The organism is Mycobacterium sp. E2989 (assembly GCF_001667595.1).
Classification (GTDB): Bacteria; Actinomycetota; Actinomycetes; order Mycobacteriales; family Mycobacteriaceae; genus Mycobacterium.
Window position 1 is genome coordinate 72,015 of sequence record NZ_LZJX01000138.1, and the last position, 23,923, is coordinate 95,937.

Below are 23,923 nucleotides of genomic sequence, written 5' to 3' on the forward strand. Positions count from 1 at the left end.
GTAATACCCATTCCGTTGGGTCCCACCACGATTGGAGATACGTTGATGTCTGCCAGCTGTCCAGCGCCTCGGCTCACCCGTTTGGCGGCTGTCGCTGCCGCCGCGCTGTCGGTCGCCGCGTGCAGTTCGTCCAACCAATCTAGCCCGCCGACCTCGACGTCGACGTCCACCTCGGTGGTGACCTCCACGACCACATCGCCGGCCCCGGCGAGCGGCGAGGCGCGGGTCAGCGGTCTGATCGCGTCGGTGGCGGGCAACTCCATTCAGGTCACGAAGGAGGACAACTCGACCGCTGCGGTGAACTTCACCTCCACCACCAAGGTCACCGAAACCGTCCCGGCCGCGCTGACCGATGTCACCGCGGGCAGCTGCGTCACCGTGCGGCCCACCCAGGAAGCTCAGCCCGGGCAGCCGGTCACTGCGGCGGCGGTGAAGATCAGCCCCTCCGTCAACGGCGCGTGCCCGGCCAAGCCGGCGGGGCAGGGTTCGGCCCCGAGCTCGACCACCCCGCCGCCCCCGGGCTCGCCGGCGCCGGCCCCGAAGCCCGGCCCGGTTCGTGGTTCGGTGGCCTCCGTGTCGGGCAACACCATCAACGTCGGCGGCACCGACCCCAGCGGCAACACCACGCAGACCGCGGTGACGGTCGACGACAAGACCAAGTACAGCAAGCAGACGACCGCCGCCACCGACGCGATCACACAGGGCAAGTGCCTATGGGCGCGCGGGACGATGGACAACGGCACCCTGCAGGCGACCAGCATCAACGTGCGGCAGGCCACCGACGGCAGGTGCGGCAAGCCCAAGTAGGTCCGGCCCAGGGCGGCTGAGCTAACCGCTCCTACCAGGCGGGCGCGGTGCCGCCACCGCGCCCGCCTGGGCCTGCGAGCAATCAGCCCGTCACACGCAGGTGTTTTCGCGCCGTGAGCTCGCCGTCGGTCACCCATTCGCGCATCGGTTTCCCGGGCGCGCACAGCAGGGTGAGGACATAGCTACAAGGAATATCGGTGCGGTTGTTGGCGTCCCGATAGTGGATCACGTCGCCGCCGCGCCCCCAAAAAGCCTCTCCAGCACGGAGCACGCGTGGCGCTTCACCCTCGAGCTCGAACAACATCTCACCGCCGATCATGTAACCGAATCCGGGGCCCCCGGGAAGGCGGTGCGGCGGGTACCCAGAGGCGCCCGGCGGATGGGTGATGAGAACGGTCACGACATGGGCATCGTCGGGAATGGACGGTAATCGCACTTCCTGAAGCACCTGGACGGTTGACTCGGGTGCGGACTCGGACGTTTCCAACGACATTCGTCATCCCGTCCTGGCGGGGCGTGCTTCGATCCAGTCGGAGTATCGAGTCGTGAAGATCGTCGCGTTCTCGTCGGGCGCGAGGCTGTGATCGTCGATCACCGCACCGAAATACGGAGCCTGGGGATCGGTCACGACCCGGCGTCGATCGCCGTTGGCGGCGAGGCCCGCGCGAACGAAGTCGTCCATGCCCATTGCTTCGGGTCCCGCGATCTCCACGACGCCGTTGATGGGAGGTCCGATCGCCGCGCGAGCCACGGCGGTGGCGACATCGTCGGCGGCGATGGGGCGGAACGATGCGGGTGGCAATCTCACAATCTCCCCGTCTGTCGCGGAATCGGCCAAGCCAATCGCGAACTCGTAGAACGGCGTCGCGCGCACAATCGAGTACGGCCGGCCCGAATCCTTGATCAGCTCCTCCTGAGCCGCTTTGGCGGTGTTGTAGCCGCTGTCTGGCATGCTCTGCGATCCGACGACGGACAACGCGACATGGTGTTTGACTCCCGCTTCCCGCTCGGCAGAAAGAAGGTTCTTGGTCGCGGTCGTGAAGAAGTGCATCACAGGCTCGTCGTCGAAAATTGGTGAATCAGCAACGTCGACAAGGACATCCGCGCCGGTGACGGCGACTGCTAGGCCTTCGCCGGTGAGTGAGTCGACACCGGATCGGCGTGAAGCGGCGATCACGTCGTGTCCCTGCGCGCCAAGCTTGGCCACCACTTTCGAGCCAATGAGGCCACGCCCGCCGATGACTACGATCTTCATGATGAACCTTTCAGCGTTGTAGTCTGGCCGGTGATCGAGCCCCGCCGGGACGATCGGAGACGCTTGCCGGCATCGGGGACGTGGGTCCTGCGATCGACGTTCCACCGGATGACGTTCGCTCGCCGAGGCGCCCTGCAAGCAGACCGGCCATCCGTCTCGGTCCATTCAGCCTGTGGCCGAACGGGGTGATCTGTCATCACCCCGGCCACCTCTTCACCCGGGTGAGGACCCCGTGTGCCCGGTCACTCAGCGTCCGCATCGAACTCTTCGCGCGCCACCGTGTAGAACGACATGCCGTCGTTTGGGCTGCCACTGATCTGACCGTGGTGCCGCCCGGCGCGCAGCGGAAGGCCGTCCGGGTAGCCAAGTTCCGGCTCCTCAGCGGCCAGACGCTCGTCCAGCGTCAGGTGCTCGTCGGCAGAGATCCAGCGCAACGGCGCATCGACCACGATGTCGCCATCGTCATTGCGTACTTCGTCGGAGTCCAACGACTCGCTGGGCCCCAATGTGCCATCGGGCCGGGTGTCGTCGTAGTCGCCGTCGCTGATCATATTCCTCGCCTCCACGCGGGTCTCAGCCCGAGCGCGCCCTACGCACGCGATTTGCGAACCCGCCGCGTCCTCAAAGAGGTTCACCTGGGAATTTCAAGTCGAAGCGTTTGCAGAGTTCGGCGACGCTGTCGACATCCATCTCGAGTTCGTAGCGCGCACAGAGCTCATCCAGGACTTCGGGCGATATCGTCGCGATACCGCCGAGATCAGCAAGCTCGTCGAAGAACTGCTCGAATCCCGCGGGGGAAATGATCTCGAGGATGCGGGCAGGCTCGTCGCCCGCGTTCCAGAACGTATGCCATTGGCCTCGAGGCTTGAAGATGAAGTCGCCGGGCCCGCCGTAGAGCACCTCATCGCCGAGCAAGGCGCCCACGCGCCCCTCGATGATCCAGCTGTATTCATCTTCGTTGTGATGGCGATGAAGGGGTGCGGCAAGCGCCCGGGGTGACATGGGATGCTCGAGGACGGAGAAGCGACCGTCAGCCCCAAATCTATCCAGGATGTGGCGCACACCGACGGTCCCATTGAAGACGGACTTGCCTTCGGTGCGCCCGACAGACTTGGCCGGCGGCCCGCCGGGCCTGAAGATGTTTATTGTCACTGCAATCTCTCCTTTGAGGCTTTCTGTCTAATTGCGGCCGGCCATGACGCCGCCATCGACATTGAGAATCGCGCCGGTGACCCAGCTGGCCTGATCCGACAGCAGATATGTCACGGCATTGGCCACGTCGGCTGGTGTGCCGACTCGCCCCAAAGGGTGAAAGGGCGCGAAAGTGTCGAGCGTCGAATCGATCTCGTCCTTGGGTACCCAGCGCTCGAGTGCCGGGGTTTTGACGGCGGCCGGTGCCACGGCGTTCACCCGAATCTTGTGCCCGGCAAGCTCGATGGCCAGGTTATGGGTCAGCGCATGGAGGCCGGCTTTTTGCATGGAGTGCCCGCACGACGGGGTCACACCGATCGCCTGATGCGCCCACATGCTGCCGATGTTGACAATGGCCCCGCCCTCACCGCGGGCGATCATGCCCGCGACAACGGTCTGGGTCAGGAAGAACAGGGCGTAATTGAGGTCCATGTACGAGTCGTAGTCCTGCGCTTCGTACTCGAGAAAAGGCTTGGGGATGAAGAATCCGGCCGCGTTGACCAACAGTGTCGCCTGGCCGTGCTCCTCAGAAAGCGTCCGCTGCACATCGGCGACCGCGTCGCGATCCGTCAGCTCGGCGGAGATACCCCAAGCATGGCCACGCCGGCTCAGCTCGGCGACGGTTTCGTCGACGCGGTTCTTCGACAGACCCACGATCACCGCGCTCCCGCCATGATCGACGATGTCGATCGCAACCTGCCGACCCATGCCGGCACTGCCGCCGATGACAACAACCTTCTTGCCCTCAAAATGCATGTGCGCCTTCCTGGTTCTCGTTGCGGCTGTGCTGGACCGCTTCGTGGTGACGACGGCTGTAACGCGTTCCACCGGACTGGTCGTACCGAGACTGCTGTCGAGCGAGGTGAGCTGTCATCACCCCCACCACCTGTTCACCCGGGTGAGACTGCGCGACGCTAAGCGCGAATCGTGCTTTGGAAAGCCCCGGCTAGCTGAAACTTTCTGTGCACGAGTTTGTTTCGTTTCCCGGCCTGGGTTGATCATTGCGGCTCCGGAGACACTCGCCAGATTTCGCCGCCACTGGTCCGTCACAACGAGGCCGCGACAGCCCATAGCTCTTCGGCCACCGGAGCGTCCGCCCAGCCCAGTCCGCTCAGCACCACATCGGTCGCACCCGCATCCAGATAACTCCGAAGCTGACGCCTGAGTGTTTTCGCTGAACCCACCACTGCGAGGTCTGCCGCATCGCGAACACCTTCGCGGGCGATCACCTTCCGATAAGACGGAATGGTCTCGTAGAAGCTTAATTGCTGGGCCGCGAAATTCCTTGCTGAATTGACGTTGTCGGACACCAGTGTTGGCACCTGCGCGATGATCCTGGGTTTCGGCCGTCCAGCGGCGGCGGCTGACTTCGCGATGGCCGGTTCGATGAACTCTGCGATTGTCCGCGGACCGGCGAGATATGTCAGAGTGCCGTCGGCCAGCTCGCCGGCGACCCGCAACGCCTTCGGGCCCATCGCTGCCACATACACCGGAATGGGCGTGCCCCCGGCGACCCGCACCGGCCATCCAGGATGCGCGCTGATCTCGTTGCCGCTGAAGTCCACCGCGCCGGTGTCGAAGATGGACTTCAGCACCGTCAGGTGCTCACGAAGGCGTGTGATCGTGTTGGGCCACGACGTCCGGAAGGCCTGTCGCTCCGGCTCGTGCGCACCCAACCCGAGACCAAGACTAAAGGCGCCGTGCGATGCGGCCTGCGCCGTCTGCGCCAGCGACGCGACGATCAGTGGATGACGCGGGTTGATCGGCACCACCGCCGTACCGACCCCGAGCCCCGGTACGGCCGCACCCACCAACGCGGCGAGGGCAATCGCATCAAGGTCGAATTGCTGGCCCAGCCAGACCTGCCGGACGCCGAGCGAACGCGCACGGCCGGCCTGCGCAACCACGTCATCGACGACGTTGATTGCTTGAGGATTGGGGAACAACACGATTCCGGTCGGCATGGTGGATCCAATCGCAGGCTGAACTGACCTCTTCGATCTGTTCGGATCGATCCCGGGTGGTGTTAAGCGCCCGGGGCGATCGCGCAGGCCGCGACACAGACCCAGGTGCCATCACGCTTTTGATATGTGTCCGTGTACAGAGCTTCCTGCTCCGCGCCATCGGCGAGCATGGTGTAGGTGGCGCGCGCGTGGATCAGAGCGACGTCACTGAGGATGCGGATGTTGACGTCGTGGACAGCGAGATCCTTGAAGGGACGCGGCTCAGCGATGTATTCGAGGAACTCTTCGCGGTTTCGGGTTACGCCCGGCGTCTGCACGATGAAGTCTTCAGCAAGGAACTCGCGGAAGCGCCGGACGTCGTTGAACTGGTCGGAGTGGACGTAGTCGTTGTTGAGCTGCGCGAGGATCGCCAAATCTTCGGCCGGTTGCTCGGCATGGTGCATCTTCTGTTCCCTCTCCGTGCGGTGTCAGCTCGACGGCGGCGTCGTCGAGACGGGCTTGGTCCCAAATTGCATCCTTGGAGCGCCTTGAGGAGCTGTCATCACCCGAAACGTGCATTCACCCGGGTGAACAGACCTGCCATCAAGACGAATTCGCGCCCAGACGTCTGGCGACCGAGCGGTGCACGGTTAGCGCGGAGACGATGGATCGGTTGCGGCCGAAGCGCTGCTGGCCAGGGCCGGTTGCACACCGGGCCGGTCGCGGCACAGTGCGGCAATCGCGCCCGGCACGGGCTGGCATCCGTCGGGCGGATTGGTGATCAACACGGCGGCGCACAACGCGCCGATGGTGAATAGCGCTGCGCTCACCTGAAACACGTGGGCGAATCCGGTGGCGCTCGCCGCGCCAACGCTGATCAGCCCCATGGACCCAATCGACATCAGCGCGCCCAGCCGCGAGACGGCGTTGTTGATCGCCGACGCCAGACCGCTGTGCTCTGACGGCACCGATGCCAGCGTCAGCGATGTCAGTGGCGTGACAGTCGCAACCAGCCCGATGGCCAGCACGGTTATTCCCGGAATTACGTCGGTGATCGCATGGAAATCCTGGGCTTTCGGACGGATCAGCAGCAGCCCGATGCCCGCCAAGGCGGGCCCGCCGATCAGGAATGTGCGCGGGCCCACCCGTGCGGCAATCCGGCCGACATGGCGGGCGAACACCAACGACAGCGCCGGAATCGGCAGGGTGGTCAATCCGGCCGCGGTTGCTGAGTAGCCGCCGATTTCTTGGGTGTAGAGGGCGATGGCCAGCGAAGCCAGCGTCAACCCGGCATAGATGAATGCGGTGACGAGATTGGCGGCGCCGAAATTACGAAAGGTGAACAGCGGCAACGGAACCATCGCATTCCTGCTGCGGCGCTGCCAGCTTACGAAGGCTGCCAGCGCGGCCACCCCAATCACCAGCGGCGCGATGACCCGCGGTTCGGTCCAGCCGTCGTGTTGCGATCCGATCAACGCATACACGGTCCCGGCCAGCCCGACCGCCGATAGGCCCACCCCCGCGACATCGACGCGTGCGCCTGCGACCCGTCGAGACATCGGGCACAGCCAGAATGTCAGCGCAAACCCGGCCGCGATGGGGATCGCCGACAACACGAAAATCCAGCGCCAGCCAAGCAAATCGACGCACAATCCACCCAGCAGGGGGCCCAACGCGAAGGCGGTTCCGGTCCACCCGGTCCAGACGCCGATCGCAGCGGACTGGTGCGCCTTGTCGAACACCGTATTGATCAGCGCCAGTGAGCCCGGCACGAGGAACGCCGCACCCAGGCCCTGGATTATGCGCCCGGCGATAAGCATCCCCGGTGAATTGGCAACCGCCGCCAGAACCGAGCCCGCCCCGAAAGTCATCAGCCCAAACCGCATTACCGGAACGCGTCCGAACAGATCCGAGATGGACCCGGCGGGAAGAATCACGGTCGCCATCGCCAGCAGGTAGCCCTCGATGACCCATTGCTGCAGCGCTAGGCCACCGCCGAGGTCACGCTCGGTGGCAGGCAACGCCAGGTTGATGACGGTGGAGTCGAGGAACGCGACCATTGACACCATCACCGCGACCGCCATCGCGCGGCTGGTCGGCGCCGCGTCGCGCAAGCTCACCGCCGGGGCCGTCCCGCGGGTGACGATGGCGGTGCGCCAGATCCCTTGCTTGCGAGGGTCATCGGCGGTTTCAGAGCGCCTTTCTCAGACTCTTCAGCTGCGCCAACGCATCGATGTCGCTCCTGGTGATCCCCTTGTGCCGGTTGGTTTGCGCGCTGTGGTCGTCGACGGGGATGGTCGCCTCGACCTCGTTGGCGCCGATGTCACCGGAACCGACGGATCGCTTGGAGCTTTGGGGGTTGCCGGGGCTTCGACCGCCGCAGTCGCCTTCCACATTGTCCTCCTTGGAATTTCGCTTCCGAACGGGCGGTAGTCCCGCGGCTTGATTCCGGTGCTGTGCTCACCACCGGTCGAAATGCAGCACATCGTCGAGCGGTATCCGTTTGGCGCGCCGGAATGTGGTGCCGGTGTAGTACGCGGTGGGAACAGTCGTCGCGTGGTAGACGTTGTCGGGTAGTCCGAGAATCGCCCGCATGTCGCCGTCGGCCATGATGGTCACCCCGGTCCACGTCGTTCCCAAGCCCCGGGACCGCGCGGCGAGCATGTAGCTCCACGTGGCGGGCATGATCGAACTCCAATACTGGTTGGCGTTTTCGGCCGTCAGCACGCCGTCACCGTCGATGACCTCGACGCACGGGATCATCAAAACAGGGACCTCGCCGATGTGCTCGGCGAGATACGCCGCGCTGTCGGACACCTTGCGCTGCTCGCGGTTGCGCACAGGGTCGTCCTTGAACCGATCGGCGACCGCGAAAGGCGAAGCGACGATCAGCTCCCATGTGCGCCGATACACGTCGGCGATCGCGCGTCGCTGTCTTTCGTCGGTGACGACGATGAAACTCCAGTTCTGCACGTTGGCCGACGTCGGTGCCTGCACCGCGATCTCCAGGCATTCCCGGATCAGCCCGATGGGCACGGGTTTGGTCAGATCGAGGCGTCTGCGCACCGAGCGGGTCGTGGTCAGCAACTCGTCGATCGACAACTCGACGACGGGGTAATCGGTCATGCCGGCAGGATGGCGGTGACTTCGACTTCCACGCGGATGTTGGGCCACACCAGCCCGTCGATGATGCTGAACATGGCGGCGGGTTGGTGGCGGATGATCTCCTTGCTCACCGCCAGGTAGGCGGACGCATACGCACGGCTGGTGACCCATTGGCGCATGTAGACGATGTCGGTGAGCTTGGCGCCGGCCTTGCCGAGCGCGTTTTCCACATTGATCCAGCACTGCCGGGCCTCGTCGGTGAAGTCCTCGGGCAGTGTGCCGTCTTCACGCACCCCTGGTGTTCCGGAAACGAAGATCTGTGTCCCGCCGGATACCGCGATGGCGTCGGCGTAGTGTCCGATGTGTGCCGCCACTCCGGTTAGGATCGGGGTAATAGTTGTCATCTTGAGACTCCTTGTTGCTGTGCGATTTTCGGTTAGCTTCCGGGGTTGTCTGTCGTGAGGACGACTCCGCTGGGCTCGTGGCCCGCCACAACATGCGCCAAGGCGGCGGCGGCCTGATCCAGGCCGCAAGACCGCGGGGTGGGCATGGTCAACCTGCCCGACGCGAGAAGCGCGGTGAGGCGGTCGAGTTGGGGCCCATCCGAGCGGACGTAAACCGCCGTCACGCCGATCCCGCGGGTCGATGCGGGTAGGTCGGGGGTGATGGTCGCCAGCCGGCCGCCGCCGGCAAGCGCGGTCATCGCCGCAGCAGCACCGCCGGGGGCGGCGTTGGCGACGGCGTCGATCGAGTCCTTCGCCAACGCCTTCGCGTGCTGTGGCCACAGCGGATCGCGATAATCGAGCACTTCGCGGGCGCCATGCCGTCGGACTCGGTCGGCGCTGCTCGGGCCGGCGGTGGCGAGCACGTCGACCCCGCGCATGGCCGCCAGCTGGACGATGAGGCCGCCGGTGATTCCGCCCGCGCCATGAACGAGCAACGTTTCTCCGCGGTGCAGGCCCAATGCCTCGCCGACCACCTGGTCGGCGGTCAACGCCGGCACCGGAAAGATCGCTGCGGTCCCCCACGGAATCTCGCGCGGTTTGCGGGCGAGCGAGCCCACCGGCGCGATCAGAAGCGGCGCCCAAGTGCCTTGATCGCGCAGCGGCACGGGGTGACACAGCACTGCATCGCCCACGCTGAATCCGTTCTGGCGATTGTCACCGACGGCCTCGATGACGCCGGCGGCCTCGACGCCGAGCGCCAGCGGGGGAGGCCTGCCGACGTCCCAACCGCCGTAGCGAACGATGTTGTCCCAGTTCCCAACCCCGGCGCCACGAGTTGCGATCAGAACCTCGTCGGACGCCAAAGGTCGCGGGTCGGCCACTTCGAACGTCTCCACATTGCCGCCGGGGGTGCGGACCCCCGCTACCAGCATGGTCACGGTCAGACGACCGGCCAGTTGTAGGTCATCGTGGTTCCTCTCGAACACCGAGATTGACGGGTTGATGCGCCTAAGCGGTTTTCTGCGCTTTCTGCGCCGCGGTGCTCAGCAACGCCGAAAGTTCCGACTCTTCCGCGAGTAGCGGATCCCAAACCTGATTGACCGTCGGATGCGGCGCGACCGCATGGCGCAGGAGAGTGACCGGGATTTTCGCGACGACGGCCAGCGTGGCCGCTTGAACCAGTTCGGAGAATTGTGGGCCGACAAATGTCGCTCCGAGCAGTGTGTTGGTCTCGTCGTTGATGACCAGTTTCGCCCAGCCTTGAAACCCATCACGGTATAAGGCGAGGAATGACACGGCGCCGGGGTAGCGGGCCGTTCGCGTCCGTACCGCGAACCCTTCTGCCCGGGCTTGACCTTCGGTGCGGCCCACCCAGGCGACCTGAGGGTCAGTGTGGATAACCTGCGCCAGGCTGCCGGCATCACGGGCGGCCAATTCGTTGTCGGCCAGCTCCCGTCCCGCGGCCCGCGCGACGATGATTTCGGCCACGAGACGTCCGTGGTAGGTGGAGATGTGAGACAACCGCGCACGCCCAGTGGTATCTCCGAGAGCGTATAGCCAGTCGCCCGTGACACCGACCGCCTGGAGATGGTCGTTGACGCAAACGCTTTCGCCGCCCGTCAGGCCGATGGTTTCCAGTCCGATGCCGTCGGTGTTGTTGCGTCGTCCGGCGGCCAAGACGACCTCGTCTATCTCGATGGTGCGGCCGTTGAAAGTCGCGGTGACGGGTCCGCCCGCCACGGGTCGGGCCACCGCCGACAACTGTGTCTCCAAATGAATCTTGACGCCACTGCTGCGCAGTGACTGCGCGACCAGATCGCGAGCTTCGGGTTCGCAGTTGCACAGCAGCGTGTCCTCGCGCACCACAAGCGTTACCGATGACCCCAACCCGCTCAGGATGGTCGCGAACTCGACGGCGACGGGGCCGCCACCCACCACCAGAGCGCGTGGTGGCACCCGTGTCATGGTCGTCAACTCCCGATTGGTCCACGCACGCACTTGCGCCAGACCAGGTATCCCCGGCACGTACGGACGCGTGCCAGTGGCCAGCACGACCGCGTGGCGTGCAGTCAAGACGACTTCGGTGGTATCTCCGAGGGCGTAGGCCACGCGCACCGTTCGTTCGCCGCTCAACCGGCCGAACCCGTGAAACACTGCTACACCAGCTTGCTGCAATGATGCCGTCCGCTCTTGGTCCGAGAGGTGCTCGATGAGTTCGTCTCGTTTCGAGAAGACGGCCGTAAGATCTAATTTCGTTCCCGAGAAAGCTTCTCGCACACCAGGAACCGACTTCGCGAGGTTGAACACCTCGATTGGGCGAAGTAGGGTTTTGCTCGGGTTGCAGCCCCAGTAATGACACTCGCCGCCGACGAGGCGATCCTCGACGAGGGCTACCGAAAGGCCAACCGAAGCCAGCTTCCGCACGGCGGCCACACCGCCCACCCCGCCGCCTATGACGATCACGTCAAATTGCTTACTAGCCTTCATCTCGCCTCATTTCCGAAGATGGGTACGTCCGGTCGCGTTTCGCTGATTCGCCCGTCTGACAGAGGTGGCTCGCGTCGGGGCACGCACTCCCAAACCGGCTCAACGTGCCGAGGACCGCGTAAGCCGCTGCGGCGCTGGCCGCGGAGAAGACACTGTAGCTAAGCGGCGCTTCCACGCCGAGCGATGCAGCCATCGCGATGCCAAATATTGTGAGTACCAGGGAAGTCGCTGCACCGACAAGCTTCGGCCGCCACCCGGTCAGGAGCAAGAGTCCCAGCGTCGCCTCGGTTACGGTGGCAGCCCACACAATGACGGTCAGTAAACGACGAGAAGCAAACGGAATAAGTTGGTGGGTGTAGTCGGCGAAGGAGCCCATGCTCCCCCAGCTACCCTGCCCGAACGGCTTCCACCAACCGAATCGATCGGCTACGGCCGACAGGAAGGCCGTTGCCAGCGAAAAGCGTAGCGCGATTCGGACAATGCGAATCGGATCATGTATGGGCATGATTGGCCAAGAGCGGATCATTCCAAACGGTTTCATGGCGGTTCGCCCCGGCAAGTTCATTCTGCGTTGTCGTCGGTCGTGAGCGGTCCGTCTCCGGTGTCTAACAGGAAAACTGCTAGCAATTCGGCGGGTTCGGTGGCACTGGCGTTTTCACTGATGGTGTGGTGCGCGCCGGGAGCTTCACGCCACGTCTCACCGGCGTGATAGACGCGAGCAGGCTCGCCCTCGACTTGGCTGCGGATCGCCCCGGAGATGACGTAGGCCATGATGAACGCCGATTTCGCGTGGTGGTGCGCTCCGCTTTTGGCTCCGGGCGGGTAGCTGACGGTCACTGCTTGCAGTGATTTGCCCGGGACATTGGTAGGTTGGTTGAAAACTGTTCGGACAACCGGTTTTTGATCCAAGTTCTCCGGATCCGGCTCGGCCTGGGCCCCGGGTGCGAGCGTCATAGCGATTGTCAGCGCGGCAAGTGCTGCTTTCAGAAACATCTTGGTTGCCTCCCTTTTTCGTCTTCCGCTACACGCAAGATCGTGTTGCCAGTGACGCGCTTGCCGGTACGGGTTTTGGTTGTCGGGGAAGCCCCGGGCTCGGGCTGTACGCTGACGAGCTCAAGGCCGAGATCACGGACCCGGTCGAGAAGCCCGTAAAGCTGTGATTGGTCGCGGATTTCACCTGTGAACATGCTTTCGTGCACACCGGGCTGGAGGCGCATCCCTTCTAAAGCGGCCCCGAGGCGCTCCGTCAGGCGGCCTCGAATGCAGATCCGATACATCGTCGACCGCACTTAGCCTCCGCTCGTCAGCTCCTGACTAAGGCTTCACTGACGGGGGGTGAGTCGTCATCACCCGGCGGGCCGATTCACCCGGGTGAGCGCGGAGACGCCATGGCCGGCGTCTGTGAACGGCTGCCAACGGCCGGACCTGAAGCACGGGCCGGAGCCGATTCCTGGCGCGCCCGGCACTCAGCGAATCTGGTCGTGCACGTTGTTGTGTGTGCCCCGGCATGACGGGCCATGCCTGTCGGCGCCACTCCTGAGCCGCTAGCCACGGTGCAGCCAGCCGGCCGTGCGTCCTCGCGCCACCGCTCGGCGGCGCCGGCTGTCGGCGAGGGCGATCAACCTCGCCGTGGCCACGGCTCCCGCGCAGCCCGCGGCGGTGACACCGAAATCGATTGGCTGACCGTCGATCAACGTGAGAACGGCGTAGTCACCGGAGACCACAGCAACGAACAGGAAAGCGTTGCGTAGGCGATTCACAACGCCAGCCACTCCGCCCCGATCGGACGCACAGCGAGGATGCTGCGCAGGTATCCAGTGGGACGTCCGCAGGTCGCACACACCGGGCTGGCGCCTCGTCGGGAAGCCATCTCTCGTTTGTCGTCCACGTAGGTCGCCATCGCCCATCGGACCATCTCCAAGCAGACCTCACACAGCACCTCAACGAGGTCGCCGTCCGTGTTTAGCCCCACCTGGTCACATCCGTCGACAGCATGTATCTCGGCGACCGCTACTGCGGGCGCGCCGCATGTTTCGCCGCTCGACAGCCCTTGGGCAGTACAAATGGGCCGCAACGTGTTCAGCTGCTGCTCGATTCCGAGGGCGGCGTCCACCGCGTCATCTCCGTTCCGGTGCGCCCACCGTCGGGCAAGGGCGGCGGCGTCCCAGATTCGTTGCAGCAGCCGCGATGACCGGCCGGTACCCGGGCCGTATTCGGCAGGTGATCGTTGGGATGGGCGGCGCTTCATCTGGTCTTCTCCAATTCGTGGCTATGGAGTTCCGCGCGATCACGCAGCAGCGCGTCCCGTCATCGCGACCCGCTGCTCGCTGATGCGGCCCTTGGGGTCGGCATTTGGCCGATTCCACGTACGTCCGCTCGCGATCTGTCATGCGAGCATTTATCGACCCGGGACGAGTGGTCATCACCCGGTCGGCTCATTCACCCGGGCGATTTGATGAGTGCTGCTCGTGTCACGAGCGCACGCGAACTTCTTGACCCAAGACAGGGACGAGCTATTTGTGTTGTTGCGCAACATGACACAATGACGGCGGGATAGGACGCCCCTGCCCGTCAATGTCGCCGGGATGCTCGCAAGTGGTGATCAGCGTATGGGCGGAGGTCTACGACTCCCTGTGTGCGCAGCGTCCCACCGCGCATCGATGCGCGTGACGCGACGAAGCTCTATGGTGAGCCACAGCGTCGCGGCGACGGTGGCGAGAACGGCAACGAGCACCGAGGTGCAGAGCCATTCGTAGCGCCCATAGGCGGCTTCTGCTGCCGAGCTGATCAGCCCGCACGTGGCCACGGCCAGCAGAACCAAACCCGGCCAGAAGAAGTTGTCCTTCACGGCGATACCCGCGTGGGGTTGCGTGGTGCGGCAGTGATCCGTCGGATCATCATGCGTGTCTCCCATTAGCACTCCCCTTCGTCGTCTCGCCGGTGACCAACAATCCATCCATGGCGGACCCGCACGAAATGCCCGACCTCTATGCGGACCACCGGGGCGTGCGACCGCTTGGATGCGCGATTCAGGTCGAGCCTGCCCCGGCCCGGTTGCGCAGCTCGGGCAGCGTAATCGCCCCAATGGTGGTCACGAGCCACACCACCACCGTCGTCGCCAGCCAGGATGGCGCGCCATCGATGGTGAGCCCGTGCGTCAATTGCGAAGCGAGGGTCAACGCGACGATCGTCAATGCCAAGCCCGCGCCTCCAAGCAGCAATGACGCGTACTCGCGTGACATCTGCATGATCGAAAAGGACAGGCTTGCTTGCATTATGGTGAACGCCAGCACTCCGACGACATATCCCGGTATCGAGACCACGACTCCGGGAACAATCCACGCCGCAACCAGTAGTCCGATCCCCCACGATGTCAGGAGCACGCTGGCGAACCGCAGGATTTGCCTCATGCCGAGGTGTAGGTCGCCGAGCCGGGTCCGCCGCCCAATCCGATGTTGTTGCCGGCTGACTCAGCGCACATCGCTTAGTCCTTTCCCGAATCACCTACTGCTGGGGCGTGCTGCGTGTCTGGCATTCGCCCGGCCATTGGGGCGTAGGTCCTGCCGGAGTCAAGCTTGGGCGCCCTGCGGGTGAGCTGTCTTCACCCCGCGGCATCAATCACCCGGGTGAGGAAATGACTAGGCTCCCCGAACGCGCACGCTGGGCCCATCGCCAATCGCGGTGCTGAGTAGCGCGGTGTCGGCGTCGCTGGGCGCCCAGCATCGAGGGTGGGCACGTACGGCCCGATCGGTGTCCTGGCTATTCGCATACACTAACTACCAGCGCTAGCGGTTGCGAGAATCTGTGGACGACACGACTGAGAGGCCTACAGCCCGCCTACTGCACGTCGGGGGGCGCCGGTTCGCGTGAGCATCGCAAGGCCATCGGGGAAGCTCCGCATACCGCCGATTCGGGGGCGGGCGGACGAGCTGAAGGAGATCGCCGAGCTGATCGCCGCGGTCACTCAGGGGCGCGGCGGCGTGCTGGTGATCGAGGGGCCGCCGGGCATCGGGAAGAGCCGATTGTTGACCGAGGTTTTGGCGCTGGCCGACAAGGCCGGTGTTCGGGCGCTGTTCGGCGAGGCGTTCGAGTACCAGCAGGCGGTGCCATTTTTCTCACTGTTCATGGCGACCCTGCGTGCGGATCCTCCTGTCGGTGATGCGGAGGCGTTGCGCCGCCTGGGAACGTCGGCCGATCTCAGCTACTGGGTGGTGCGCGACCTGCAGGCCGCCATATACGCCGCCGCATCCCGAAAACCGTTGGCGATCGTTCTCGAGGACGTGCACTGGGCCGATAACGCGACCTTGCTGGCGTTGCGGTCGCTGGCCGCTACGCGGCCCGATGCCGCGGTGCTGTGGGTGCTTACCGCCCGGACCGGCGCCGGTGGGCCGGCGGTGCAAGAAACGCTGTCGGTGCTGCAACGCGCGAATGCCACATTTTTGCGATTGGGGGCCATGACGCCGGACTCGGTCGCCGAAATGGTCTGCGACGCGGTGCGGGCGCCGGCGGATGAGTCCCTATTGAATCTGGCTGCCAAAGCGCACGGAAATCCGTTCCTGGTCAGCGAGCTTGTGCAGGGCCTGGCCGAGGAAGATCGGCTGGACGCAAGCGGCGGGCGAGTCATGGCCACCGGAAATGCGCTGCCGCGACGGTTGGGCGTGGGTATGCAGCAGCGACTCGACCTGCTCTCCGACACTGCTTCGGAGGTGGTGCGGGTCGCCGGAGTGCTGCCGGACCGGTTTTCGGCAGGCTTGCTGGCCGCGATGCTGGGCCGTCAGCCGGTCTCATTGCTCTCGGCGCTGGAGGAGGCGGTCCGCGCGGATCTATTCGTCGAAGACGGTGAGCAGCTGAGGTTTAGGCACGACTTGTTGCGCGAGGCCACTCGCCAGTCATTGCCGCAGTCGCTGCGGCGGGCGATGGAACGCCAGTCGGCGTCGGTCATGCTGAGTATCGGCGCGGCCCCAATCGAGGTGGCCACCCAGCTGGCACGCTGCGCCGAACCCGGAGATCGGGAGGCGATCGAGGCATTACGGCAAGCCGCGCAATCGGTTGGCCGCAGCGACGCGAGTGCGGCCGCGGACTTGACCAAGCGCGCGCTGGAGCTGTTGCCGGCCGAAGATGCTGAGCGTGGATCCCTGGTCGCGGAAACGGTGGAGTGGCTCAACCGGGCCGGCCGCCACGGCGAGGCCGAAGAAATGGCCGTCGTGGCGCTCTCGGAGGCGGTCTCGCCCGAAGTTGAGGCCGAGATCCGCCTCCGGCTCCCGGCGCACACCAAACACAGCACCCAACGGCGGGCGGAGGAAAATCGCAGAGCGCTCGAGTTGGGCGACATCAGCGAGCTCACCCGTACACGGCATCTGGCGTGGCTGGCCTACAACCTTGTGTTGCAGGACAAGAGAGGGCAACAGCGCGCGGCAGCCGACGAGGCTGCCGCCGCCGCGACGGCCACCGGTGATCTCGAGGCCACAATCATGGCCGAGGTCACCCTCGCTTTGCTCGACATTGGCGAGGGGCACAGGGTCCGCGCTCTAGGCCGCCTCGAACAGCTTCATTCGCTCGGCTACACGAATGATGCGGCCTTGGCGCATCACTATGCGGCGATGTACTACGCCATCCTGCTGGCAGTGTTCGGGCGGTTGGACGACGCGGCGGGCCGGATTGCCGACGGCATTGGGCAGGCCCGCCGCGAAGGCAACGCGATGGTCTTCAATATGTGGACTGTCATTGGTGCGATCGTTCACCTCGCTGCGGGCCGGCTGTCGGCCGCTCGCGATGCGGCTGAGTCCCTGCCGCCCCCACAGCCGACAGGCGTGAGCGAGCCGGACCTGCTCCGCATCGTGGTGATGGCCTCGGTGGGTGTGCACACGGATGACCGAAACGTGTTGCAGCAGATGGCCAATGAGGCACAAAAAGCTTACTTCACCGGCTCACCTGCGATCCGTCGAGGAGCGGCGTATGTGCTCGCGCTGGCGGCCTGGCAGCGCGACGACGTCCATGAAGCGGTGCGCTGGCTCGGTGGCGACATCGCCCTGCTCGGAACACCGCTACAGGTCTATGCCTTCGATCGGCTGATCTTGAGTGCGCGGGTGGCCTCGGCCGCCGGTGACGCCGGCTTGCGCGCACGGGTCCTGCAGGCCACCGAGGTGCTGGAGTGCGAGCAGCCCGCGGTCCCGCTGTTTTCAGGGGTTGCCGGATATGCCCGCGGCATACTCGGGCGTGACGCCACAGCATTGGTGGCTGCCGCGGAGTTGCTTCACTCGTCGGCGCGGCCGCTTCTCTACGCCGGCGCTGCCGAGGATGCCGGCGCCGAGCTGATTCGCGCAGAGCGCGACCTTGAGGCCATCGACCACCTGAACGCGGCTTTCGACACTTACGTCGCGTGCGAAGCGGTTGCCGATGCCCGCCGGGTCGGCCGGATGTTGCGCCGACTAGGGGTGGAGCGCCGCATCGTCACGCACCCGAGGGCGGCAACGGGCTGGGACAGCCTCACCGATTCCGAACTCAGGGTCATCAACCTCATCGCACAGGGCGCGACCAACCGCTCAGTCGCGCAGCAATTGCATCTCTCCCCGCACACCGTGAAGACACACGTGCACAATGCCTTTGCCAAGCTCGGGATCACTTCCCGAGCCCAACTGAGCCAGCGCATCCGCAGCGCCGATTGATCGACAGCAAATCTCGTTGATGCCGTGCACGGCCTACAATGACGTGCACTGCAATGGCAGTCCGGTAATCAAACGCTAGACAGGACACCCGATGGGGCCTCCAGCCGGCCTATCCGACACCGGCGGCCAACGCCTGGTCACACCTCCGATTCGAGGACGGGCGGACGAGCTGAAAAAGATCGGCGCACTGGTTACCGCGGTGGCGCAGGGCCGCGGCGGCGTGCTGGTCATCGAAGGGCCACCCGGCATCGGAAAGAGTCGGTTGCTGACCGAGGTGTTAGTGCTGGCCGAGAAGTGCGGCGTGCGCGCGCTGTTCGGGGAGGCGTTCGAATACCAGCAGACGGTGCCGTTTTTCTCGCTGTTCATGGCCACCCTCAACGCCGATCCCCCGGTCGGAGACGCAGAGGCGTTGCGCCAGCTAGGTGGCTCGGCCGATCTGCGGTATTGGGTGGTGCACGATTTGGCCGACGCGATTAATGCCGCGGCCGCTCGGACCCCGCTGGCGATTCTGTTGGAGGACATCCACTGGGCCGACAACGGGACGCTGTTGGCGCTCCGGTCGCTCGCCACCGCGCGGCCGGATGCGGCGGTGTTGTGGGTATTGACTGCCCGCACCGGGGCGGGCGGCTTTGCGGTGCAAGAGACGTTGTCGGTGCTGCAACGCGCGGATGCCATATTTCTGCGAGTGGGGGCCATGACACCTGATGCGGTCGCCGACATGGTCCGAGACGCAGTGCGTGCGGAAGCCGATGTGTCACTGCTGAATCTGGCCGCCAAGGCGCATGGGAACCCGTTCTTGGTCAGCGAGCTTGTCGGCGGCCTGGATGAGGAGAACCGACTGAACGTCAGGGGCGGCCGGGCGGTGGCCACCGGACACGGGCTGCCTCGCCGTCTGGGAGTCGGCATGCAGCAGCGACTGGATCTGCTCTCCGGTAGTGCGTCGGAGGTGGTGCGGGTGGCGGCGGTCCTGCCGGACCGGTTCTCGGCCGAGCTCTTGGCAGCGATGCTAGACCGGCCACCGACGTCGTTGCTCTCGGCGCTGGAGGAGGCGGTGCGCTCGGATTTATTGGTCGAAGACGGTGAGCGCCTCAGGTTTCGGCACGACCTGCTGCGCGAGGCCACCCGGCAGTCGTTGCCGCAGTCCTTGCGGCGGGCGATGGAGCGTCAGTCGGCATCGGCCATGCTTGGCCTGGGGGCCGCCCCGGCCGAGGTGGCTACCCAGCTGGCGCGCAGCGCCGAGCCGGGAGATCGAGAGGCGATTGACGCACTGCGCCAGGCCGCGCAAGCGGTTGGCCGCGGCGATGCCAGCGCGGCCGCGGACTTGAGCAAGCGCGCACTGCAACTACTGCCCGCCGGCGACACCGAATATGGATCGTTGGTCGCGGAAACGGTGGGGTGGCTCAACCGGGCCAGCCGCTACGGCGAGGCCGAAGAATTGGCCGACTCGGCGCTCGCGGAGGCGGCATCGCCGGAAGTAGAGGCCGAGATCCGTCTTCGGCTCCCGGTGCACACCAAGCACACCGACCAGCGGCGGGTGGAAGAGAATCGACGGGCGCTTGAGTTGAGCGGCATCAGCGAGGTCACCCGGGTCCGGCACCTGGCCTGGCTGGCGTACAACCTGATATTCGACGAAGGCGGCCAACGACGCGCGGCCGCCGACGAGGCGGCCGCAGCCGCGAAAGTCACCGGTGATATCGAGGCCACGATCATGGCCGGCCTCACCCACGCTTTGCTCGATGCTGGTGAGGGGTACGCGTCCCGCGCGCTACGCCGTTTCGAGGAGCTCCGCCCGCTTGCTTACACGAATGAAACAGCGTTGGCGCATGCGTATGCCGGAATGTACAACGCAAACCTCCTGGCAGTCGTCGGCCGGTTGGACGACGCGACGGCCCGCATCGCCGACGGAACAGAGCAAGCCCGCCGGGAAGGCAACGCGATGGCTCTCGCCATGTGGGCCGTCTTTAGCGGGCTTGTCCACCTCGCCGCGGGCCGGCTGTCAGCCGCTCGCGATGCGACGGAGCGCCTTCCGCCGCCCCAGCCGACGGGGGCAACCGAGCACGACGTACTTCGCATGGTGATCCTCGCCGAGGTGGCGGCACACACCGATGACCGAAACTTGCTGCAGCAGATGGTGAATGACGCCCGTGCCGCCCACTCCACGGGCTCCGCCGGCATACGTCGAGGGTCGGCGTATGTGCTCGCGCGGGCGGCGTGGCAGCGGGACGATGTTCATGACGCAATGCGCTGGCTCGGCGACGTCATCCTGCTGGCGACGCCGTTTTTTCCCCATGCGTTGGTTCGGTTGATCCTGGGTGCGAAGGTGGCCTCGGCCGCCGGTGACGCCGGCTTGCGCGCGCGGGTTCTGCAGGCCACCGAAGTGCTGGAACGTGAACGGCCCGCGCTGCCGCTGTTCGCGGCGGTGGCCGCCTATGCCCGTGGCATCCTCGAACACGATGCCCAAACCTTGGTGGCCGTTGCGGAGTCGCTTCGCGGGTTTCCGCGGCCGCTGCTGTACGCCAGTGCTGCCGAGGACGCCGGCGGCGAGCTGGCTCGCGCACGGCGCGACGCCGAGGCGATCGACGAACTGAACGCGGCGTTCGACACCTACATCGAGTGTGAGGCGATTGCCGATGCCCGCCGGGTCGGCCGCACATTGCGCCGATTAGGCGTGGAACGGCGCATCGTGGCTCACCCGCGGTCAAAAACCGGCTGGGACAGCCTCACCGATTCCGAACTCAAGATCATCAACCTCATCGCACAGGGCGCGACCAACCGCGACGTCGCCACGCAGCTGCATCTCTCCCCCCACACCGTGAAAACCCACGTACACAACGCTTTCGCCAAGTTGGGCATCACTTCCCGTTCCCAACTGGCGCGGCTCATGCGCGACCCTGGGTGACGTGCACACCTAGAATGGTGTGCACTGCAGTGGCAGTCCGGTAGATGGAAGACAGGGATTCCCGTGGGGTCTTCAACCGGCCTATTTGATGTCGGCGGCCAACGCTTGATCACCCCGCCGATTCGAGGGCGGGCAGACGAGCTGAAAACGGTTGGCGCGCGGGTCAATGCGGTGGCCCGGGGGCGCGGGGGTGTGCTCGTCATCGAGGGCCCACCAGGCATCGGCAAGAGCCGGTTGCTCACCGAGGTCTTGTTGCTTGCCGAGAAGGCCGGTGTTCGGGCACTGTTCGGTGAGGCGTTCGAATATCAGCAGACGGTGCCGTTTTTCTCGCTGTTCATGGCAACCCTGCGCGCGGAGCCCCCGGTCGGTGATGCGGAGGCGTTGCGTCGCTTGGGCACCTCGGCGGATCTCCGCTACTGGGTGGTCCACGATTTGGCCGAAGCCATTCATGCGGCGGCCGCGAAAACGCCGCTGGTCATCGTCCTGGAGGACATTCACTGGGCCGACAGCGCCACTCTGTTGGCGCTGCGGTCGCTGGCCGCGATGCGGCCCGATGTCGCTGTGTTGTGGGTATTGACGGCCCGCACCGGGGCCAGTCGGCCGGCGGTGCAGCAGACGTTGTCGGTGCTGCAACGCGCGAATGCCACATTCTTGCGATTAGGGGCCATGACGCCGGATGCGGTCGCCGACATGGTTCAAGACGCGGTGCGGGCGCGGGCGGATGCGTCGCTGCTGAATCTGGCCGCCAAGGCGCACGGGAACCCGTTTTTGGTCAGCGAGCTTGTCGGGGGGCTCGGCGAGGAGGGCAGGCTCAATCTCTCCGGCGGGCGCGCGATGGTCACCGGACAGGGGTTGCCGCGGCGGCTGGGCGCCGGTATGCAGCAGCGACTTGACCTGCTCTCCAATGGCGCCTCGGAAGTGGTGCGGGTGGCCGCGGTGCTGCCCGACCGGTTCTCGGCTGGCTTGCTGGCCGCGATGCTGGAACGCTCACCCGCCTCGTTGCTGTCGGCGCTCGAGGAGGCGGTGCGCGCGGATCTTTTCATCGAAGACGGCGAGCGGTTGAGGTTTCGGCACGACTTGCTGCGCGAGGCCACCCGCCAGTCGTTGCCGCAGTCCCTGCGGCGGGCCATGGAGCGCCAAGCCGCCTCGGTCATGCTCGGGATGGGCGCGGCCCCAGCCGAGGTCGCCACCCAGCTGGCACGCAGCGCCGAACCCGGAGACCGCGAGGCGATCGACGCCCTGCGCCTAGCCGCCCAATCGGTCGGCCGCGGCGATGCCAGCGGGGCCGCGGACTTGAGCAAGCGCGCACTAGAGCTACTGCCCGCCAACGACGCTGAGCACGGCCCACTGGTCGCCGAAACGGTGGAGTTACTGAATCGAGCGACCCGTTATGACGAGGCTCAGGCGCTTGCCGACAGCGCGCTCGCAACGCAGCTGTCCCAAGACGACGAAGCCGAGATTCGGCTGGGCATCGCCGCGGGCACCGAGGATCCGGCGCAACGCATTGCCGAGTTACGTCGCGCGCTGCAGTTGGTCGGCATCAACGACATCATCAGGGCGCGCCATCAGGCATGGGTGGCCTACTTCGAGGTGGTCAACGGCCTGCATGCGGACGCTTCGGCCGCGGAAGCGGCCGCGGCCGAAGCCGCCGCGACCGGTGATGTGGAAGCCCGGATCGTCAGCGCTACCGCGGTTGCCCTGAACGACTACCAGGACGGTTATGCGGTGCGCGCACTTCGGCGCATGGACGAGGTCGATGTATTGACGCGCGGGGGCAAGGCAAGCCTCGGCGGCATATATGCCGCCAAGCGGCGCGCAGGCCTGATTGTTTGCGTGGGCAGCTTGGAGGAGGCCAGCGTGCAGGTCGCCGAGGGCACCGAGAAGGCCCGTCGCGAACGCAACGCGATGGCGCTTCCCGGCTGGACCCATCTCGGCGGGATGGTTCATGCGGCGGCGGGTCGCTTGGCCGCGGCGCGCGACACCATCGAGGCGCTGCCTCGGCGTGAATGGGCCAACGGTACCGAGGTCAACGTTGAGCGCATTCTTGTTCTGGCTGAGGTAGCGACGCGAACAGGTGACCGAAAGTTATTGCAAGACTTGGTGTCTGAGTCGACAGCCCTGTATTCCAGCACCTCGCCCTTGCTGTCCGGCGGCGCGGCTTATGTGGTCGCCCTTGCCGCGTGGGACCGCGGCGACGTTGGCGACGCGGCGCGCTGGCTCGGCGGCAAGAACGCGCGTGTCATCACACCGCTGTGGCCTAACGTGTTCGATCAGCTGACGCTGACAGCGCGGGTGGCTTCGGCAGCCGGGGACGCCGGGCTGCGCGCGCGAGTGCTGCAGAGCATCGAGGTGCTGGAACGCGAGCGGCCCGGTGTGGCGTTGTTCGCGGCGGTCGCCCAGCAGGCCCGCGGAATCCTGGAAAGTGACGCCGATGCGCTTTTGGAGGCTGCCGGCGCGCTTAGTACGCGGCGTCCGCTTCTCCACGCCGGTGCCCTCGAAGACGCCGCTGGTGAACTCGTGCGCGCCGGACGCGATGCGGAGGCGATCGAGGGCCTCAACAAGGCGTTCGACACCTTTGTGCAATGCGAAGCGGTTGCAGATGCCCGTCGGGTCGGCCGCGAGTTGCGCCGATTAGGCGTGGAACGGCGCATCGTCGCCCAGCCGCGGGCGAAAAGGGGCTGGGACAGCCTCACCGACTCCGAGCTTACGGTAGTCAACCTCATCGCCCAGGGCGCGACCAACCGCTCCGTCGCGCAGCAACTGCATCTTTCCCCGCATACGGTGAAGACACACGTGCACAACGCGTTTGCCAAATTGGGAATTGCCTCCCGTGGCGAGTTGGCGCAGCTGATGCGCGGCTCCGATTGACCGGCGCCAAATACGGGACCGCCTAGTACTGCATCCATCCGGGCCTAAACATCAACCTCCGGGCGATGGTTTTGCGCTGGCCGCACGACGACCGTAGTAAGTCGACCCTGATCACGTACTCCGCCGGCCCGGCGGTCCAGCTAGGCCAGACACCGTGCCGGTGAGCACACAAGCGAAAGACCGAGACAATGTTGAACACGACGCTTGGAGTGCAGCGACGGTCCCACACGCAGGCACCGCGGCGCGGCCGGAGGCGA

Annotated in this window: 22 protein-coding genes; 4 read left to right on the plus strand and 18 right to left on the minus strand. The window is 65.6% G+C overall.

Annotation, left to right across the window (positions count from 1 at the left end; all coding sequences use genetic code 11):
* The first annotated feature begins 81 nt into the window (after positions 1-81).
* Positions 82-807: a DUF5666 domain-containing protein gene (locus A5680_RS24620; protein ID WP_231965194.1), complete on the plus strand. Its 726-nt coding sequence runs from the start codon at positions 82-84 to the stop codon at positions 805-807.
* Between the two features lie 82 nt (positions 808-889).
* On the opposite strand, the gene A5680_RS24625 is transcribed toward A5680_RS24620, so the two are convergent.
* The 18 genes from A5680_RS24625 to A5680_RS24710 form a co-directional block, all read right to left on the minus strand.
* Complete coding sequence (locus tag A5680_RS24625) at positions 890-1,300, minus strand: cupin (RefSeq protein ID WP_067275543.1); 411 nt, start codon at positions 1,298-1,300, stop codon at positions 890-892.
* 3 nt (positions 1,301-1,303) lie between these two features.
* Entirely contained in the window at positions 1,304-2,062 is a 759-nt protein-coding gene (locus A5680_RS24630; RefSeq protein ID WP_067275546.1) for an SDR family oxidoreductase, read from the minus strand.
* Positions 2,063-2,304: 242 nt separating this feature from the next.
* On the minus strand, positions 2,305-2,613 hold the full coding sequence (locus A5680_RS24635) for a hypothetical protein (RefSeq protein ID WP_067779848.1): 309 nt from the start codon (positions 2,611-2,613) through the stop codon (positions 2,305-2,307).
* 70 nt (positions 2,614-2,683) lie between these two features.
* Positions 2,684-3,214: a cupin domain-containing protein gene (locus A5680_RS24640; protein WP_231965196.1), complete on the minus strand. Its 531-nt coding sequence runs from the start codon at positions 3,212-3,214 to the stop codon at positions 2,684-2,686.
* 27 nt (positions 3,215-3,241) lie between these two features.
* Positions 3,242-4,009 carry an SDR family NAD(P)-dependent oxidoreductase gene (locus A5680_RS24645; RefSeq protein ID WP_067824184.1) on the minus strand — a complete coding sequence of 256 codons (768 nt, stop codon included), beginning with the start codon at positions 4,007-4,009 and terminating at the stop codon, positions 3,242-3,244.
* 290 nt (positions 4,010-4,299) lie between these two features.
* The gene (locus A5680_RS24650) at positions 4,300-5,217 is read right to left on the minus strand and encodes an LLM class F420-dependent oxidoreductase (RefSeq protein ID WP_067824187.1); all 918 of its coding nucleotides are present in this window, start codon (positions 5,215-5,217) and stop codon (positions 4,300-4,302) included.
* A 62-nt stretch (positions 5,218-5,279) separates the two neighbouring features.
* A complete protein-coding gene (locus tag A5680_RS24655; protein ID WP_067275559.1) occupies positions 5,280-5,660 on the minus strand; it encodes a nuclear transport factor 2 family protein in 381 nt (126 codons plus the stop codon).
* Positions 5,661-5,846: 186 nt separating this feature from the next.
* On the minus strand, positions 5,847-7,316 hold the full coding sequence (locus A5680_RS24660) for an MFS transporter (RefSeq protein WP_156669738.1): 1,470 nt from the start codon (positions 7,314-7,316) through the stop codon (positions 5,847-5,849).
* Between the two features lie 70 nt (positions 7,317-7,386).
* Positions 7,387-7,590: a hypothetical protein gene (locus tag A5680_RS24665; RefSeq protein WP_067824190.1), complete on the minus strand. Its 204-nt coding sequence runs from the start codon at positions 7,588-7,590 to the stop codon at positions 7,387-7,389.
* A gap of 66 nt (positions 7,591-7,656) precedes the next feature.
* Positions 7,657-8,322, minus strand: a complete 666-nt coding sequence (locus A5680_RS24670) for a nitroreductase family protein (protein ID WP_067309135.1) — start codon at positions 8,320-8,322, stop codon at positions 7,657-7,659.
* Complete coding sequence (locus A5680_RS24675; RefSeq protein ID WP_067309132.1) at positions 8,319-8,705, minus strand: Rid family hydrolase; 387 nt, start codon at positions 8,703-8,705, stop codon at positions 8,319-8,321. The genes A5680_RS24670 and A5680_RS24675 overlap by 4 nt, the downstream gene beginning before the upstream one ends.
* Positions 8,706-8,737: 32 nt before the next feature.
* The gene (locus A5680_RS24680) at positions 8,738-9,679 is read right to left on the minus strand and encodes an NADP-dependent oxidoreductase (RefSeq protein WP_231965203.1); all 942 of its coding nucleotides are present in this window, start codon (positions 9,677-9,679) and stop codon (positions 8,738-8,740) included.
* Between the two features lie 76 nt (positions 9,680-9,755).
* Entirely contained in the window at positions 9,756-11,234 is a 1,479-nt protein-coding gene (locus A5680_RS24685; protein ID WP_067824193.1) for an NAD(P)/FAD-dependent oxidoreductase, read from the minus strand.
* Positions 11,224-11,739, minus strand: coding sequence for a hypothetical protein (locus A5680_RS26410; RefSeq protein WP_231965205.1), 516 nt, complete (start codon positions 11,737-11,739; stop codon positions 11,224-11,226). Before A5680_RS26410 ends, A5680_RS24685 begins: the two co-directional genes overlap by 11 nt.
* Positions 11,740-11,795: 56 nt before the next feature.
* Complete coding sequence (locus A5680_RS24690) at positions 11,796-12,227, minus strand: cupin domain-containing protein (protein ID WP_067275569.1); 432 nt, start codon at positions 12,225-12,227, stop codon at positions 11,796-11,798.
* Positions 12,228-12,990: 763 nt separating this feature from the next.
* A complete protein-coding gene (locus A5680_RS26415) occupies positions 12,991-13,206 on the minus strand; it encodes a hypothetical protein (protein ID WP_231965198.1) in 216 nt (71 codons plus the stop codon).
* A gap of 630 nt (positions 13,207-13,836) precedes the next feature.
* A complete protein-coding gene (gene usfY / locus A5680_RS24705) occupies positions 13,837-14,148 on the minus strand; it encodes a protein UsfY (RefSeq protein ID WP_067275576.1) in 312 nt (103 codons plus the stop codon).
* A 115-nt stretch (positions 14,149-14,263) separates the two neighbouring features.
* On the minus strand, positions 14,264-14,644 hold the full coding sequence (locus A5680_RS24710) for a phage holin family protein (RefSeq protein ID WP_067824197.1): 381 nt from the start codon (positions 14,642-14,644) through the stop codon (positions 14,264-14,266).
* Between the two features lie 456 nt (positions 14,645-15,100).
* On the opposite strand from A5680_RS24710, the gene A5680_RS24715 reads away from it, so the two are divergent.
* The 3 genes from A5680_RS24715 (at position 15,101) to A5680_RS24725 (ending at position 23,666) form a co-directional block, all read left to right on the plus strand.
* Positions 15,101-17,899 carry a LuxR family transcriptional regulator gene (locus tag A5680_RS24715; protein ID WP_067824200.1) on the plus strand — a complete coding sequence of 933 codons (2,799 nt, stop codon included), beginning with the start codon at positions 15,101-15,103 and terminating at the stop codon, positions 17,897-17,899.
* 91 nt (positions 17,900-17,990) lie between these two features.
* Positions 17,991-20,798, plus strand: a complete 2,808-nt coding sequence (locus tag A5680_RS24720) for a LuxR family transcriptional regulator (protein ID WP_067824202.1) — start codon at positions 17,991-17,993, stop codon at positions 20,796-20,798.
* 63 nt (positions 20,799-20,861) lie between these two features.
* The gene (locus A5680_RS24725) at positions 20,862-23,666 is read left to right on the plus strand and encodes an AAA family ATPase (RefSeq protein WP_156669739.1); all 2,805 of its coding nucleotides are present in this window, start codon (positions 20,862-20,864) and stop codon (positions 23,664-23,666) included.
* The last annotated feature ends 257 nt before the right edge of the window (positions 23,667-23,923 follow it).